General features: G+C 58.9%; 19 protein-coding genes. 10 read left to right on the forward strand and 9 right to left on the reverse strand.

Going from position 1 to position 15,079, the window contains the following annotated elements; translation table 11 throughout:
• Positions 1-6: 6 nt before the first annotated feature.
• Positions 7-438: a GtrA family protein gene (locus tag AMC88_RS30590; RefSeq protein ID WP_064826360.1), complete on the reverse strand. Its 432-nt coding sequence runs from the start codon at positions 436-438 to the stop codon at positions 7-9.
• 10 nt (positions 439-448) lie between these two features.
• Positions 449-1,990, reverse strand: a complete 1,542-nt coding sequence (locus tag AMC88_RS30595; RefSeq protein ID WP_081277778.1) for a UbiA family prenyltransferase — start codon at positions 1,988-1,990, stop codon at positions 449-451.
• Between the two features lie 237 nt (positions 1,991-2,227).
• On the opposite strand from AMC88_RS30595, the gene AMC88_RS33845 reads away from it, so the two are divergent.
• Positions 2,228-2,452 (forward strand): hypothetical protein, encoded by a 225-nt coding sequence (locus AMC88_RS33845; RefSeq protein WP_225881208.1) that lies wholly within the window; start codon positions 2,228-2,230, stop codon positions 2,450-2,452.
• 112 nt (positions 2,453-2,564) lie between these two features.
• Here AMC88_RS33845 and AMC88_RS30605 read toward each other — a convergent pair whose 3' ends face one another.
• The 3 genes from AMC88_RS30605 to AMC88_RS30615 form a co-directional block, all read right to left on the reverse strand.
• Positions 2,565-3,446, reverse strand: a complete 882-nt coding sequence (locus tag AMC88_RS30605) for an NAD(P)/FAD-dependent oxidoreductase (RefSeq protein WP_064824291.1) — start codon at positions 3,444-3,446, stop codon at positions 2,565-2,567.
• 137 nt (positions 3,447-3,583) lie between these two features.
• Positions 3,584-4,423: an SIR2 family protein gene (locus AMC88_RS30610; protein WP_064826359.1), complete on the reverse strand. Its 840-nt coding sequence runs from the start codon at positions 4,421-4,423 to the stop codon at positions 3,584-3,586.
• A gap of 268 nt (positions 4,424-4,691) precedes the next feature.
• On the reverse strand, positions 4,692-4,892 hold the full coding sequence (locus tag AMC88_RS30615; protein WP_012489716.1) for a hypothetical protein: 201 nt from the start codon (positions 4,890-4,892) through the stop codon (positions 4,692-4,694).
• Between the two features lie 201 nt (positions 4,893-5,093).
• On the opposite strand from AMC88_RS30615, the gene dinB reads away from it, so the two are divergent.
• The 4 genes from dinB to AMC88_RS30635 all read left to right on the forward strand — a co-directional run bounded on the left by dinB (position 5,094) and on the right by AMC88_RS30635 (position 8,314).
• Positions 5,094-6,182, forward strand: a complete 1,089-nt coding sequence (gene dinB / locus AMC88_RS30620; protein ID WP_064823871.1) for a DNA polymerase IV — start codon at positions 5,094-5,096, stop codon at positions 6,180-6,182.
• Positions 6,183-6,376: 194 nt separating this feature from the next.
• Positions 6,377-6,898, forward strand: coding sequence for a nutrient deprivation-induced protein (locus tag AMC88_RS30625; RefSeq protein ID WP_010023844.1), 522 nt, complete (start codon positions 6,377-6,379; stop codon positions 6,896-6,898).
• Positions 6,891-7,307, forward strand: a complete 417-nt coding sequence (locus tag AMC88_RS30630) for a phage holin family protein (RefSeq protein WP_029531736.1) — start codon at positions 6,891-6,893, stop codon at positions 7,305-7,307. The genes AMC88_RS30625 and AMC88_RS30630 overlap by 8 nt, the downstream gene beginning before the upstream one ends.
• Entirely contained in the window at positions 7,307-8,314 is a 1,008-nt protein-coding gene (locus AMC88_RS30635; protein ID WP_064826358.1) for a DUF3618 domain-containing protein, read from the forward strand. The genes AMC88_RS30630 and AMC88_RS30635 overlap by 1 nt, the downstream gene beginning before the upstream one ends.
• Positions 8,315-8,392: 78 nt before the next feature.
• On the opposite strand, the gene AMC88_RS30640 is transcribed toward AMC88_RS30635, so the two are convergent.
• The gene (locus AMC88_RS30640) at positions 8,393-9,334 is read right to left on the reverse strand and encodes a DMT family transporter (protein ID WP_004680318.1); all 942 of its coding nucleotides are present in this window, start codon (positions 9,332-9,334) and stop codon (positions 8,393-8,395) included.
• A 77-nt stretch (positions 9,335-9,411) separates the two neighbouring features.
• Between AMC88_RS30640 and AMC88_RS30645 the strand changes: the two genes are divergently transcribed.
• The gene (locus AMC88_RS30645) at positions 9,412-10,023 is read left to right on the forward strand and encodes a CGNR zinc finger domain-containing protein (protein WP_010021981.1); all 612 of its coding nucleotides are present in this window, start codon (positions 9,412-9,414) and stop codon (positions 10,021-10,023) included.
• 24 nt (positions 10,024-10,047) lie between these two features.
• Here the strand turns inward: AMC88_RS30645 and AMC88_RS30650 are convergent, their stop codons facing one another.
• The 3 genes from AMC88_RS30650 to AMC88_RS30660 all read right to left on the reverse strand — a co-directional run bounded on the left by AMC88_RS30650 (position 10,048) and on the right by AMC88_RS30660 (position 12,021).
• Positions 10,048-10,797 carry a sulfite exporter TauE/SafE family protein gene (locus tag AMC88_RS30650; protein ID WP_037146173.1) on the reverse strand — a complete coding sequence of 250 codons (750 nt, stop codon included), beginning with the start codon at positions 10,795-10,797 and terminating at the stop codon, positions 10,048-10,050.
• A 116-nt stretch (positions 10,798-10,913) separates the two neighbouring features.
• A complete protein-coding gene (locus AMC88_RS30655; RefSeq protein WP_010003757.1) occupies positions 10,914-11,216 on the reverse strand; it encodes a putative quinol monooxygenase in 303 nt (100 codons plus the stop codon).
• 13 nt (positions 11,217-11,229) lie between these two features.
• Positions 11,230-12,021, reverse strand: coding sequence for an SDR family NAD(P)-dependent oxidoreductase (locus AMC88_RS30660; protein WP_037146175.1), 792 nt, complete (start codon positions 12,019-12,021; stop codon positions 11,230-11,232).
• Positions 12,022-12,118: 97 nt separating this feature from the next.
• Between AMC88_RS30660 and AMC88_RS30665 the strand changes: the two genes are divergently transcribed.
• From AMC88_RS30665 to AMC88_RS30680, 4 genes are all read left to right on the forward strand, one after another.
• Positions 12,119-13,039 carry a LysR family transcriptional regulator gene (locus tag AMC88_RS30665; RefSeq protein WP_064826357.1) on the forward strand — a complete coding sequence of 307 codons (921 nt, stop codon included), beginning with the start codon at positions 12,119-12,121 and terminating at the stop codon, positions 13,037-13,039.
• A gap of 155 nt (positions 13,040-13,194) precedes the next feature.
• Entirely contained in the window at positions 13,195-13,404 is a 210-nt protein-coding gene (locus AMC88_RS34395; protein ID WP_037118727.1) for a hypothetical protein, read from the forward strand.
• Between the two features lie 18 nt (positions 13,405-13,422).
• Positions 13,423-13,716 (forward strand): hypothetical protein, encoded by a 294-nt coding sequence (locus AMC88_RS30675; RefSeq protein ID WP_064826356.1) that lies wholly within the window; start codon positions 13,423-13,425, stop codon positions 13,714-13,716.
• A gap of 712 nt (positions 13,717-14,428) precedes the next feature.
• Positions 14,429-15,037 (forward strand): LysE family translocator, encoded by a 609-nt coding sequence (locus AMC88_RS30680; protein ID WP_004680327.1) that lies wholly within the window; start codon positions 14,429-14,431, stop codon positions 15,035-15,037.
• Positions 15,038-15,079 lie beyond the last annotated feature (42 nt).

The raw sequence follows: 15,079 nt of genomic DNA on the forward strand, positions 1-15,079 counted from the left end.
CGTCCGTCACGCCTCCCCCGGCTTGAAGACGAACCTGCGGTCGAGAGCGTATTTCGAGATATAGCCAATCGCCAGGCCGATCGCTCCGCCGGCATATTTGGCGAACTCCGTCTTCCAGAGCGTCCAGAAGGAGATTTCAAACCCCCAGAATATGACCGTTGTCAGCACGCTGAACAGGCCGTAGAGCGCAACCTTCGCCACCTCGTCGCCATGGGAGGTGTAACGGTCGAAGAAGATCCATTTTTTGTCGAGAACATATTTGACGGCGAAGCCGGCGGCGGTGCCCGCAAGGATCGACGGCATCAGGCCCGACCACGGCGCTATATGGAGAAAAATCGCCTGGACCAGGAAATTGGCGGCGGTGGAGAGCACCGCGAAGGCGACATAGCGAGCTGCGACGCCGGTAGGAGTGCTTCGCGTCTGGAACTGCGAGCCCATCACGACCACCTCACATCGCAAAAAACACGAACAGGCCGGCGACCGCCAGCGTGGCGAGACTGACCTTGTCCCTGATGGCGAAGACCACCGGGTCATCATGCATCTGCCCCCGGTGAGCGAGCATGAGGATGCGCGCGATCCAGCAGGCAAGGACGGGTCCTGCAAGCCATAGCATCCCGGGCCGCTCATAGACGTCCCGCGCGTTGTCGCTGGCCGCATAAAGGGCAAACAGCGTCAGTGCATTCATCCCCGCCCCTGCTGCCAAGGCACCCACCATGCCGATGTCGGCCTTCCTGTAGTCCCGGCCCTTGGAGTCCGGCAGGCGCGCGGTGCGACGTCCGATCAGTTCGGTGTATCGCTTCACCAAAGCGAGCGAGAGGAACCAGCTCATCATGAAGGCCAGGAGCCAAGGCGACGGCCAAATGGAAATAGCTGCCGCTCCTCCAATCACTCGCATGGTGTAGAGCGACGCGAGTGCCACGACATCCAGGATCATTTTGCGTTTGAAGATGAACGAATAGCCAGTGGTCAATACAAAATATCCCGCCAACACAAGAACGAACCCTGGCGTCACCATGATGGCGACCGCGAGCGCTAGGAGAAGCAGGATGGGGATGACGGCTATGGCGTCCGAAAGCGGGATGTCACCGCAAGCAAGAGGCCTCCGGCATTTCGTACGATGGCCGCGGTCGTCCTGAAGATCTACCAGATCATTGAGGATATAGACGCCGGAAGCACAAAGTGAGAATGCGAGGAACGCCAGCCCGGTGTTGACCATACTCTGGGTATCGAAGACCTGGCTTATCAGAAGCGGGACGAAGACCAGCCCGTTTTTGACGTACTGATGCAGACGTAACAAGCGCGCCCAAGTGCGCCAGGTCGCTTTTTCATATGGAAGATGTTGAACGTTGGCGCACTGCCTGGCGAGTTTTTTTGCGACCGCAGCCGATGTCCGTATGGCGTAGGACTTGGCGGCATGGCGCCAAACAGGAAGGTCGGCCACGTCGTTGCCGATATAGTCAAACCCGCCTTTTCCAAAAGCGGCGATGAGTTTTTCTGCTTTGACATCGGCCGCGCAGTTCGTTGTTTCGTTGGTTGCAAACCAGCCGTCGAAAAGGCCGAGATATTCGGAGACTGCCGAAACGAGACGCTCATGGCTCGCCGAGGCGAGATATATGGCTCGTCCCTGCTCCCTTGCTGCCCGGATCACCGTTAAAACCTCCTCGTCATACGGAAGGAAGGCCGGATCGAAATCGACTGGTTGCGAAAGATGGTGCTTTAGACAGGCTTTTCCGCCGCACAGGGCCTTGGCGAGATCCACGGCCGAGTAGGGGCGGCGGCCGAGTTCGGCGAAGGCGGTTTCGATCAGCAGATCCGATCTTAGCAGGGTGCCGTCCAGATCGACCACCAACGGGCAAGGCTGCAGTAGTGTTTCAAGGTTTCCGGGACAGACAGCCGACGGCGATGCATGCGTTGGCTCAAGGCGATCATCCTCCTGGAGTTCCGGCGGAAAATCTCTTTGCAGGAGGAACTCACGATGCAGTTCGCTCAAAGGACTCCCCTCTGCTTAAAACACTCGGAGTTCGCCGAACCACGGTCGAGGCGGATAGTTCCATCGCCACGATCCGGACGCTCCGGCTGTGGTCAGAAATGCTCCTGCAGGCTGCGATTGAGCTACCCGTGCCGAAACATTCCCGGAAAACGTGTGGCTTGCGGAGGATTGACCCAAGCCCGTGTCTTATTGGACGAAGTTTCGACGATGGGAACAAAGCTAGGATGGGCCGGTTCGATGATCGAAAGGATAGTCAACAAAACGGGAAATGTGATGAATTTAGCCTTGCTTCTAGGTGCGATGACCCTGATTTGCTGGATGGTGGGTGGAGCCGTCGCGGTGCTCGGCACTGCCGAGCATTCTCATCATCGGCAAGAGATGACCGAATTCCTTTCGCTGGGCCTCAACCTCTTCGGGGTCGTATGCGCGATTGCCATGGCGGCCGTTGTCTTGACGACATGAGCTGACGTGCAAACGGGATCTAGGTATTGGTGACGAGGTTGCCTCGCAGTGCGGGACTGGCTGGAATGCCTCATGAGAAGCGACGACGGATTTCCCGTCCGCGATCGCCAATTCAGCCGAGAGGCGTTTTATTGTTCGCTTGCATTTGCCGGAGGCGGTTATGCACTGCGACCGCCGCTATCTCTCCTTGCGCCATGGACACGCCGAGCTGATTGAGGCCGGTCACGACGTCGCCAACTGCATATAGGCCTGGGACCAGAGTCGCCTGATGTGCATCAACCTTTATGCGCCCATCCTGCTCCAACTCCGCTCCCAGCTGTTGGGCGAGGCGCGATCGCGGGCGAATTCCCAACGCCGAATAGAGAACAACACTTTCCAACGCGCACGAGTTCCTCATGATGAGATCGACCGTTCCGTCCACGGAGCGAGCGCAACGCACCAACTGGCCGAAGCGGACCGAGACGCCGTGCTCGATCAGCCGCGCCATCATACTCTCGTTCACATCAAGCCTTTCGCCGAGAGTTGCGATGGTGATGCTTTTGGTAAACGATGTCAGGAAGAGGGCTTCTGCAGCGGCGCGCTCTGTCGCGCCGATCACCACCGCCGATCTTCCGGCGATCTCGTAGCCGTCGCAAATCGGGCAGAGGCGAAGATGGCCTGACCGTATGAGATCATTTGCGTCGTCGATTGGCGGGAGCGTGTCTTCGACTCCGGTTGCAAGGATGATGTTTTGTGCGAATATCGGCCGGCCGGCAATTTCGGCTACGAAGCCGGCGTCAGCGCCGCGCGACACCTGCGATACCGCCACTGCCCCGACCTCGAGCCCCACTTTCCGCAGTTGCGTTTTCATGCGTCTCGATAGCTCACTACCCTTGATGCCTTCCGGAAAAGCCGGGTGGTTACGCGACAGCGGAATAAGCAGTGCACGGCTTTGACCTGAATCGACGGCAAGCACTCGTCGGTTTAGCCGCGCGAGGTAAAGAGCGGCTGTCATGCCTCCCGGGCCGGCCCCTATTACTAAGGCGTCCAGTGTTGCTGGCCTCGTCATCACTACGGCTCCTTTGCAACCGGTGCTCCCGGTCTCCGCAAGGTTTCGATGGCTCCGGCGGTCGCAGCGGAGCCACCAAAATGTCACTGATCCAGGCCAACGGTCGAGCGTTGTTCCACCAGGCGCTTGAGGAAGCGAGAAAGGGAGTGCCCGGAGCTTTGGCCATCGCCAGAGATTACGGTTACGCCCCATCTCTTCAGAACGTGCGTCTGAACCTCACTCGGCTCGTGCATGAATAGGAATAGCGGCGGCCGGTGCTGGCCTAGTCCGGTTCGCTGCCAGATCGACCAAAGGCGGTGAAGCAGGAAGCGGATATTCAAATCGGACATACTGTAGCCGACGAAGAGCATGGTCGAGGCAAAGGCGTCGCTCGTGAACTTGATATCAAGGGGCGCATCGAATGAGAGGCGATCGAAATAATCCGACTCTGTCAGGACGAGCGTATCGGGATCGGAGAAGTCGCCATGGTATTTGATGATATGTGCCACGCCCACAGTGGCGGTTGCGAGATCTTTCGCGCTTGTGATGCGAGCATAGGGCCGGCCGAACGCCTGATAGGAGAGCTCAAGATTAGCATCGTAGTTGGTCGTATAAATCAGAGGAAAATCAAGCGCCACGATAAGCCGATGCAACTCCGAGTTCTTCAGTTGTTGCGGAGAGATCTGCCACTCGCGCTTCATCCACTCCACCAAACGCGACAATGAACCGTGCTTCAAGCGGTAATATTCGGCAATTTCCTGATATGTGGCATCGCGGCTGCCGAGCCACGACTGCGCAAGGTCAAGGTCCGCCAACATATGTTCGATTAGGCAGGTCCATGAAGGCAGACCGACATTCATCGATATCCCCGCGCCAACGAACAAGATGGCTTGCCGCCGTTCAAGCGCAGTTGCGATCGCAGCGATGTGCTCGTCGTATACCACCTTACCTCCAGTCAGGATGAAATCCGCCTGGAGGGAATTGGTTTCTGTCCGCTAGCGCACGGCCGGTGGGCCGGAAGGTGCGGACTAACTCTTTACCCGCCACGTTGTCGCCATAGACCGCCACTCAGATGGAGGAAGCCGGCATCCGGTGATTGCTCTATAAAAAGCCCCGCAAAATCGCGGGGCAGGTCTTAAGTGGAAAGGCGGATGGGAACTAAGGAACCCGCATCCTCGCGTCGAACTCACCGCGTGGAAATAAGTTCGACCTTCACATGAGCAGCCGCATCAGAGCATCCTCGTCCTTCACGCCGTGCTGGAATGACTGAAGAATTCGATTGGCTAGTTCCTCGCGCTTCGCCTCCGAATGAATTCGCTTGGCAGCAACGAGGTGGTGGAACACCCTCTGGCACAAAGCCAGATCAGCGCTGTCGAGGGCATTTGCAGCTCGGGAATTATGCCACGGGAACATGATTAGCCTCACTATCCCTTCATCAAGGATAGACCTGCATGGCATCATCTTCAATCGGCTGGGTAAAAGGTCGCCTCCGGGTTGGCTTCATGGTGGTGATCGCTATTGCTTGGTTGATCTCGCGTTAAGGCCTGCTATGTTCTCTTTTTGTTTCGGACTCAATCTTGAGATGCCGATGCCATTGAGATCGCCGAAGCCGTCATGAATGAGATGAGTGCATCTTCCGTCCGAAAAATCGTCCACATCGACATGGATGCGTTTTATGCGTCGGTTGAGCAACGAGACAATCAGGACTTGCGGGGCAAGCCGATTGCCGTTGGGGGATCGGCCGCTCGCGGCGTGGTGGCGGCGGCGAGTTACGAGGCACGTGCGTACGGCGTTCACTCGGCCATGCCATCAGTCACCGCCAAGCGGAAATGCCTGGAGCTGATATTCGTGGCGCCGCGGTTCGACGTCTACAAGGCGGTGTCGCAGCAGATCCGTGAGATCTTCGCCGAATACACGGCCGTCATCGAGCCGCTTTCTCTCGATGAAGCCTATCTCGACGTTACCCATAATCTCAAGGGCATGGAAATCGCCACGGAGATCGCACTGGAGATCCGTGCCAAAATCAAGCAGACCACTGGGCTCAATGCATCGGCGGGGATTTCCTACAACAAGTTTCTCGCCAAGATGGCGAGCGACCTCAACAAGCCGAATGGTCAGGCCGTCATCACCCCGAAGAACGGTCCGGCCTTCGTCGAGGCCCTCCCCGTCAAGAAATTTCATGGCGTCGGCCCGGCAACGGCCGACAAGATGCACCGGCTCGGAATCGACACCGGCGCCGACCTCAAGGGGAAGACACTGGAATTCCTGGTGGAGCATTTCGGCAAGTCAGGACCCTATTTCCATGGTATCGCGCGCGGCATCGACGAGCGTCAGGTAAAGCCGAACCGAGTGCGCAAATCGGTCGGCGCCGAAGATACCTTCTCCCACGACCTCCATGCCTATGAACCGGCTCGCCAAGGTCTTCAGCCGCTGATCGAAAAGGTGTGGGGTTATTGCGAGGCCAATGCCATCGGCGCCAAGACGGTGACGCTCAAGGTCAAATATGCAGACTTCAATCAGATCACCCGCAGCAAGACAGTTCCGACCCTCTTGCGGGGGATCACGGAGCTTGAAGAGATAATCAGCCTGATGCTGGCGCCGATCTTTCCGCCGCGACAGGGCATTCGGCTGCTCGGCATTACCCTGTCCTCGCTGGAACGGCGGGCCTCTCGGACGGAGCCACAGCTGCAGTTGGCCTTCTAGACGCCAGCATCGGCTGGAGGAGAAGCTGCGGACCCGATGTGACCCACCGTGCTCGTGTGTCGCAACCGCTTCATTGGAAGGCTGGGAGCTCCGCGTCGACTGGGAAGCAAGCCGAGGAACTTCTTACTCTGCTGGAACAAAGCCCGAAGATCGCGGTTCGGCGCTCACGAACATTCCAAGTCAGGGAGGCCTCGATGGCTGACGAATTTTCCGCGCCGGAAGGAGAACGCAGCCGGTCTGCGAGCGCCTCTCCGACCACCGAGTTGAGAGATAAGATCCGCGACGATATCAGTTCGACCAGGGAGCTGGTGAAGGAGACATCCGCAGCCGGCCTGGAAGAGGCAAAGGAAGCGGTTTCCGAGCAGGCGCACTTTGCCGCTCGCCAGATGAGCGGTGTTGCAACGGCACTCGAAAAGGTCGGGGCGGAACTGGAGCGCTCTGACCAACGGCAGGTCGGCCGCTACGCTCGGCAGCTCGGCCGCAGCGTTGCCAGTGCGGCAAGGCGGGTAGAGGGCAAGAACCTCGACGAGATGGCTGTGCTGGCTGAGGATTTCGGCCGCAGGCAACCGATCGCATTTCTGGGAATTGCGGCCCTCGCTGGGCTGACCGCGAGCCGGTTTCTGACTGCCTCCGCGAAACGCGCCGAGAAAGCTCGGACGCCTGCTCCACCGGCACAGGCATTCGCTTCGGCAAGCAAGGATAACCAAAATGGCTAGGCCATCAGAAAACACACCATTGGCCGAACTGATCGGCGGCCTTTTGAATGACGTTGCTGGTCTTCTGCGCAAGGAGATCGACCTCGCCAAAACCGAAGCATCGGAGAAGCTGTCGGCTGCTTTGAGCGGCATCGAAATCCTCCTCATCGGAACGATCCTGGCGATCGGAGCCATCGGCGTGCTGTTGAGCGCCGTCGTCAGTGGTGTCGCCGCATTGTTTGTGGCGCAAGGATTCAGTGAACCTACGGCCAGTGCGCTCGCTTCAATCATCGTCAGCGTGGTGATCGGTCTCATTGCATGGATCATGGTCAGGCGAGGCCTGGCCAGCTTCCGTCGCAGCAATCTGACGCTTGCACGCACAACGACGTCGCTTCGTCGAGACGTGCAAATTGTGAAGGACAAACTCTGATGGAAACGTCTTCAGACAAAACGTCGCTGGAGCTTCAGCGAGAAATTGATCAAGATCGCCAGCGTCTTGGGGAACGGATCAACGCGATCCAGGAGCGAATGTCGCCTGGCCAACTGGTGGATGAGGTTATTGCTTACGCCAAGAACAGCGGGGGCAGCGAGTTCGTCGGGAACCTCGGCCGAGCACTGAAGGAAAATCCGCTTCCGGTGGCGCTGATGGGCGTCAGTCTCGCTTGGCTGATGGCCAAAGGCAATCCTGCAGCAGCGATTGAACCAACGACGTCAACCGAGCCGGAATATGACCTCTATCCCGTTCAGGGGCCTGTGCGCCGTCTTGGGCCGCCGACCTCTGTCGAGGGCGTCCACTACAGCCATTTTTCCGATAGCACCGGCAGGACACTGAAGGCCGTGACCGACGAAACCGGACGCCGGGCAGGTCATTTTGTCGATGAGACTGGCAAGACCTATCGCGGTTTCGTCGATGCCAGCGGCAAGCGGGTCGATCAGATTGTCGATGAGACGGGAGCTATGCTGGACGCTGCATCCGGTTGGGCCGCCGAAAAGTGGGAGCAAGCAAAGACTGCTGTGCAAGGCGCTTCCGACCGCGCGACTGGGACGGCGAATGCACTCGCCGACCAGGCCTCTTCTGCTGTGACGAACCTGCATGAACAGACAAACCGGCTCAATTCAATGATCCTCCACCAGTTTCGCGATCAGCCGCTGGTCGGCGGCGCATTGGCTTTTGCGGTCGGAGCCGCGATCGGCGCAGCGCTTCCGAGCACCGAAATTGAAGATGAACTGGCCGGCGAAGTTTCGGATGCTACCAAGGAAGCGATAAGCGCAGAGACTTCTGAACTTGTCGACCAAGGCGCCGCTATCGCTTCAAACGCCTACCAACGCGTGGTCACGGTCGCATCGGACGCTCACGACGACATCAAGGATCGCCTTTCTGAAGAGGTCGAGTCCCTACGCAAGCCAGGAGCCCGAGATCCCATGGTATCCGGCTGACCCGCAAACCGGGACCCTGGCCGGAGTTCGGCAGCCGGATCGAGCGGTCCGCCAACGGCGAGACGATTCTGCCCGTCATCATCTGTCCAGCCCAAGGCCTGCCGAAACTCTCGATAAGCGCGGCAGGCGGTCGGCGGATAAACAGACCGCTGCGGCGACGATCATCAGTACCATCCCGATGAACCTCTGCGGGTCAGCCGGCTCATTGGCGAAGATCACGCCGACTGATACCGCGATGGCAGGGGACACGAAAGCAAAGCTGCCCGCTCTTGCGGGGCCGATGTCCCGCAAGAGTTGCATATAGATATTGTAGCCGAGCAGCGAACCGAAGATGACGAGAAAGAGCCAGCCGGCAACCGCTTGCCATTCCCAGAGCGTGACCAGGCTCTCGGCCGAGCGAGGCTCTATTGCCAGCGAGGCAATCAGCAACACGGTACCGCCGACCGTCGTCGTGAACCCGGAAACAGGCGCGCTGCCGTAGTTTGATATCAGAGGTTTTGCCAGCACGGATCCCCAGGCCGACGAAATCGCCGCCCAGGCGATGGCGATGAGCCCGACCAATGGCATCCCTTTTCCAATCCCTGTCAGATCGACGGACGGCGCGAAAAGGAGACCAAGGCCAAAAGCTCCGAGCAGCATCGCCAGCGCGCGAAGGCCATTCCAACTCTCTTCGCCCATGGCAATTCCGAATGCGAGAAGCGCAAGTGGCGTGAGCGACATCTCGAGCACAGCCGCGGTTCCGGAAGGTACGAACTGCATGCCCCAGAACAAGGGCCCGTAGCAGAGCGTGATCATCAGCAGACTGACGATGACCAGGCGTATCGTATCCGCCTTGCTGAGGCCTTTCCTTTGACCTCTCGCCCACGCCAATGCGAGGAACACGCCACCCGCCACGATGAACCGCGTTGCTGCAAACATTATCGGTGGCACCGTCTCTACGCCAATTTTGACGGCAATCCAGGTCAGCCCCCAAACGAAGCATAAGACGAAAAATTTGAGTAGATTGCGCTTGGACGACATGTTCCGGCCTTGCGAATGTAACGATTAAAGACCATTTAATACCGTTACAACTTGTCTCTGAGGGAGTTGTTCCAGGCATGGCCACCTCGACAGCTGACATGCGCCTGAGCGGCGGTCATCCGGCCCTCGACTTCACTAATACCGTCGATAGCAGGCGTGGCCGCTGGGGGCCGGATTTTCTGCGGTCATTCGCAGACCTGCTTGTTCTGGCCGACCGGCTAGATCTTGTCGATCAGCAAGCGGTGGCGTGTCTTCGCAAGCAGGCGGAAGATAATCCGTCGAAGGCCGCCGCAGCGTTGGCAGACGCTCTCGCGCTGCGTGAATCGATGTACCGACTCTTCCTTTCAGAGGATGCCGCAGAGCCCCATCCGGTCGCAGATCTTCGTCTGGTGGAGGATTGGGCACGACGTGGCCGAGCCCAACAGGTCCTCGTCGCAAATGAAGCTGGTTATGCGTGGACTTCGCCCTTTGACGACCTTTCCCAGCTGGTTCAGCTCTTTGCGATCAAGGCGGTCGATCTGTTGATGGAGCGCGATCGGCGGCGAGCAGTGCGTGAGTGCAAGGGCAGTAATTGCGGGTGGCTATTCATTGATCATTCGAAGAGCGGGCGACGAGTGTGGTGCTCCGACGCGAGCTGTGGCAGCCGCGCTCGCATCAGACGCTTCCGATCCCGAGTGAAAGGCACGTAGTTCGTCCAGGTGCCGGACCTCGGCTCAAAGATAAGCCCGCGAAAAGAACACCGCAGTCGTCAACAGGGCGACCGCGAGTGTTAGCATCCGGACGACCGGTGATGGCAACCTGCGTCCGACGTGAGCTCCGATCCAGCCGCCGATAACGGCTCCGAACGTCATGGAAATGCACTGTTGCCAGACGATTGCCCCGGCCAGCACGAAGACCACTACGGCGACCGCGTTTGCGGCGGTTACCATCACCATTCTTGTCGGATTGAGGCTCTTGATCTCCCCGCCCCCAAGCACGCTCCATGCCGCCAGCATCATAAGGCCCACTGCGCCGCCAAAATAGCCGCCATAAAGACCGAGAAAAAACTGAACCGTTGCGAAGGCCAAAGCATTTGGGTGCGCTTGCGTCCGAAGCTTGACGCTGAGCCTTGGACCTGCAGCCAGCATCATCGTCGCCACCAGCAAAAGCCATGGCAGGAGACCATCGAAAATCCTGGATGGCGTCAGAAGCAATAAGACGCTTCCGGCCACGCCGCCCGACACCGTCACGATAGCAATGGCCGGGACATTGATGCCGCACACACTCTGAACCCCATCACGATAGACCCACGAGCTCGCCAGGCCGCCGGGAAACAGGGCTAAAGTGCTCGTCGCGTTTGCGGCAACCGACGGCACTCCGACCGATATCAGCGCAGGCAGGGACACGAAAGACCCGCCCCCCGCCAACGCGTTCATGCTGCCTGCCAACAAGCCGGCGAGGAAAAGAAGAACGATATCGTACATGTTCGGGTCGCCTTAGCACTCAAGCTTCGCTCAGAGACTTGTCTGCAATCGCGGCCTAAGGCAATCGCGCCAGTTTAAGTCCTGTGGAAAAGCCGGCGCGTTCGAGGGGAAGCAACTCACCCAGTGACCTTGGTCAACCGATGCAGTGCGAAGTCGGCAAAATATTCGCCGACGCCGCTCGCCTGAAATCGTTGCATGGCGGCACCCTCCATATGCGCGCGCCATTGCTGTTCGCTTGCCCAACTCTCGACGAAGACGCGAACGCGTCCATCATCGAGTGACTGATGCAACTCGTAACGAAGGCAGCCGTCTTCAATCAACGTCTCTGCGACGAGCTTTTCCTGGGCGGCACCCAGAGCCGCCTCCTTGCCGGGCTTTGCCGTGGTGATAGCAATGATGGTTAGAGGTACATTCGACATGGATACGCCTCTCTCAAGCGATGGTGTTGACGAGACCGCCCTCGGCGCGCAGAGCCGCGCCGTTCGTGGCGGATGAGCGGGGGCTGGCGAGGTAGGCGACGAGGTTTGCCACTTCTTCCGCTTCCACCATGCGCTGCAGGATCGAAGCCGAGCGAGCCGTGGCGAAAAATTCAGCCTCGATCTGCTTGATTGGCGCGGATGGATCGCTTGCCTGGCTGCGCAGGAAGGTCTCGATGCCTTCCGAACGAGTCGGTCCCGGCAGCACGGAATTGACCGTGACATTGGTGCCGCGGGTCAGCTGCGCCAATCCACGCGAGACCGACAGCTGAGCCGTCTTGGTGGTCGCGTAGTGGATCATATCCTGGGGAATGGCGAGGCCCGATTCACTGGAAATGAAGACAATGCGGCCCCAGTTGCGTTCCAGCATCCCGGGAAGATAGGCCCGTGACAGACGCACGCCGCTCATGACATTGACCTCGAACAGGTGGCTCCAGTCTGAATCCGTGATGTCGCCGAAGGCCTTGCTTTCGTAAATCCCGAGATTATTGACGAGGATATCGACCGAAGGTGCGGCCTCGGCGATGATCGCAGCACCCTCTGGGCTGGCGGCGTCGGCAAGAACGCCGCTGATCTCCCCTCCCCCGGATGTCCTGACGGCCGCGATCGCGCTGTCGAGCTTGGCGCGCTCGCGTCCTGTGATGATGACGCGCGCGCCTTCAAGCGCAAGCGCACGGGCGATTTCCAACCCAATGCCTGCCGTGGCGCCAGTAACGAGGGCGGTTTTTGCGGTGAGTTGCAGATCCATGTCTTTTCTCCAGATTGTTGCTGGAGAGAATTTATGATTAAGCAAGGCGAGGAACTATTGCCTGCGAGAGACATGCACCTGTGAATGAGGGTCATCAATGCCGCCTATTTTGATGGAGCGTTCCGGTGAGATGGAAGTGTTCGCGCGCGTTGTACAGGACGGTGGTTTCTCAGCCGCCGCCCGCAATCTCGACATCACTCCGTCGGCAGTCAGCAAACTGATTGCACGCCTGGAAGCGAGGCTGGGCACGCGCCTTCTGGTACGGACGACCCGCGCTCTGACACTGACGGAGGAGGGCGAGGCCTATCACCATGCCGCACTGAAGATTCTGCAGGAGCTGAATGACGCCGATCAGGCGGCTGCTGGAGGAGCGGTTCGCGGCCGGCTGAGGATCAACACGACAATCCCCTTCGGGACCATGTTCGTCGCACCGGTTATCCCCGATTTCATCGCACGCAATCCGGATTTGATCGTCGATCTCAGCTTCACCGACGGCATTGTCGATCTGGTTGCGGAAAAAACCGACGTCGCCATCCGTATGGGCGACCTGCCGGACAGTGGGCTGATCGCTCGCAAGCTGGGGCAGAGTCGACGGGTGGTCTGCGCATCAGCCGACTACTTGGTGCGCTGCGGTTCCCCGGTCAAGCCGGCGGATCTTGAGCATCACGACTGCCTGACATTCAATTTCCGGCGCGCAAGACCTTCCTGGCCGTTTCGTTGCGGCGGCCAGGACGTCGCGCAACCCGTCAAGGGCAGCATTGTCGTGAACAACGGCGAGACGATGAAACAGATGGCACTGGCTGGTGCCGGCATTGCCAGGGTCGGTCTGTTTCATGTGGCCGATGAGATTGCGACGGGACGGCTTGTTCCGTTGCTCGAAGAATATAATCCGGGCGATCTGGAACTGGTTCACGCCGTTTACGTCGGTGGCGGCCCCTTGCCACACCGTGTTCGGGACTTCATCGAGTATATGGTCGTCACCTTGGGTGCATCACCGCTTTTGCGAGCGGACTCCTGATCGCGGCGGTGGAAAGGAAGCGAACTTCTGCGTCGCGGCGATCGTCCCCACCTCATCGTTTCTGCTTCCCCAAATTCTCTGCCGGCATCGGAACTCCAGCTTTGGCGGAACTCCTCACTTCCAATGAAGTTGGTTTCGGAGATGGAGGACATCCAATGTCGAAAATTGCGGACCGAGTCGGCGACCGAGCCAAGGACGAAACCATCGATCGCTCGGGAAGCGGCAATCCCGACGGATCCGGCACGCCGATCAATGCATCCGACGATGAAATCGCGGCCATACGAAACAATCTTGGCGCCGTCGACGGGGAGGAGAAGAGAGACCTGGAGAGGCAGCTCGCACGTCCGAAGCATGGCACCGCATGACCCTTTGCGAGGCGCTTCATGAGCTATCTGGTCAAGGTGCTTCTCCCCGTTGGGAACGATGCCGGTTCTATCCTGGAGCCGATCAGCCACAAATTGACCGAAACCTTCGGCGGCGTCACGATGCATGTCAACGCCCCTGCGGAGGGTCTCTGGAAAAACGAAGGCGACGTCGATTGGGACAGGATTGTCGTCGTTGAAGTGATGACCAACAATCTGGATCGGAAATGGTGGGCGGCTTTTCGGAAGGAGCTGGAACTCGCGCTCGAGCAGGAAGAGATCGTGATCAGGGCGAGCGAAGTTGAGCGCCTCTAGCGCGGTCGCCGCGGAATCGGCCGAGACTGCCTCAGCCTGATTCCTACGCTACTCCTCGAGCCATCTCCGGTGTACTTCGAGGGCGGCCGTTTGATTCTGGTTTCGTCCGCGTCTAGCAGTAGCCGACCAGCTTCCTGGATTTCGGTCATCTGAAAACGGACGCCGATTCCAGAAATCCCACCAATCACTGATGGTGCCAGACATTCGTCGCAGATGCCGCAGCCGTCGTCGTCGAAGGCCTGAGCGGATCGCCCACAGCACAGACATTGGAAGCCGGCCTGTTGGTTGTCTTCCCGCTCGGGCGGCAGGATTTCGACGTCATGGACAGCGATCCGTGCTATTGGGAGATTTTCCATCTCGAGTTCTCCAGGTTCGAGGACATAACTGAGATAGTGAGGCCGGGGAGGCAGACAAGATCCCTCGCGGACCTCTTCGATCACTTCTGAAGGGGTTATTGGTCGCGAAAACCTCGACTGGGACACGGGATGACAGGGCGGTATTCGGGACACTCGGGCCGCGGACAGCGATCTGAGTGCTCAAGCTGCCCGTCCGTCATGAGAACAAGCGGTTTGGTCTCTGCCTAGTTGCGCCTAAACAAGCGACGTCTTGACGACGGACAGCGCTTTCCGGGCGCCGGCGGCAAGTTCCACTAGCCATTGGCTTTCGTCCGATAATCTGAATACTAATTTGCAAAGTTTTGTTGGAGCTTGTGATGACGCTTTCCGGTTTTTTGGCCTATTCCGGCGCGTTGGCCATTGCCGCGATCATACCGGGACCGCAGATCGTTGCCATCGTCGCGCAGGCGCTGCACTCAGGCTATCGCAAGGCTGCATGGATGACTGCCGGCATGGTGGTTGGCGACGTGATCTATCTTTCGGCCGCACTGGCAGGGCTTGCCTATATCGCAGCAACCTTCACTACGTTGCTAGTCGTCATCAAATGGGCTGGCGTCGTCTATCTCTGCTGGCTCGCCTATCAATTCTGGATAGCTCCCAACTCGCTGCAGCCGCAGCACGGACCCTCCACCGCAGGCGGCGTGTTCGCCTCCGGCATTCTGGTGACACTGGGCAATCCAAAATCGGTGTTGTTCTACGTGTCCATTCTGCCGACAGTCGTGGACGTGAACGCGCTATCAGGCCTGGATATCACCCTGCTGCTTGCCATGACGGCCGTGATCCTCGCCGTTGCCCAGTACCCCTTCGCTCTCGCGGGCACCCGGGTGCGAATGGCCCTGAGATCGCCGAGGGCGATGACTATGATGAACCGGAGTGCTGCTTTTTGCATGGGAGGCGCAGCGGTGGCTATCGCGACCCGCAGCTAGTCCTTGAACGGGGGACTCGAAGCTATGTCGCAACGACATCCA

The sequence above is a fragment of the Rhizobium phaseoli genome (assembly GCF_001664385.1).
Lineage (GTDB): Bacteria > Pseudomonadota > Alphaproteobacteria > Rhizobiales > Rhizobiaceae > Rhizobium > Rhizobium phaseoli.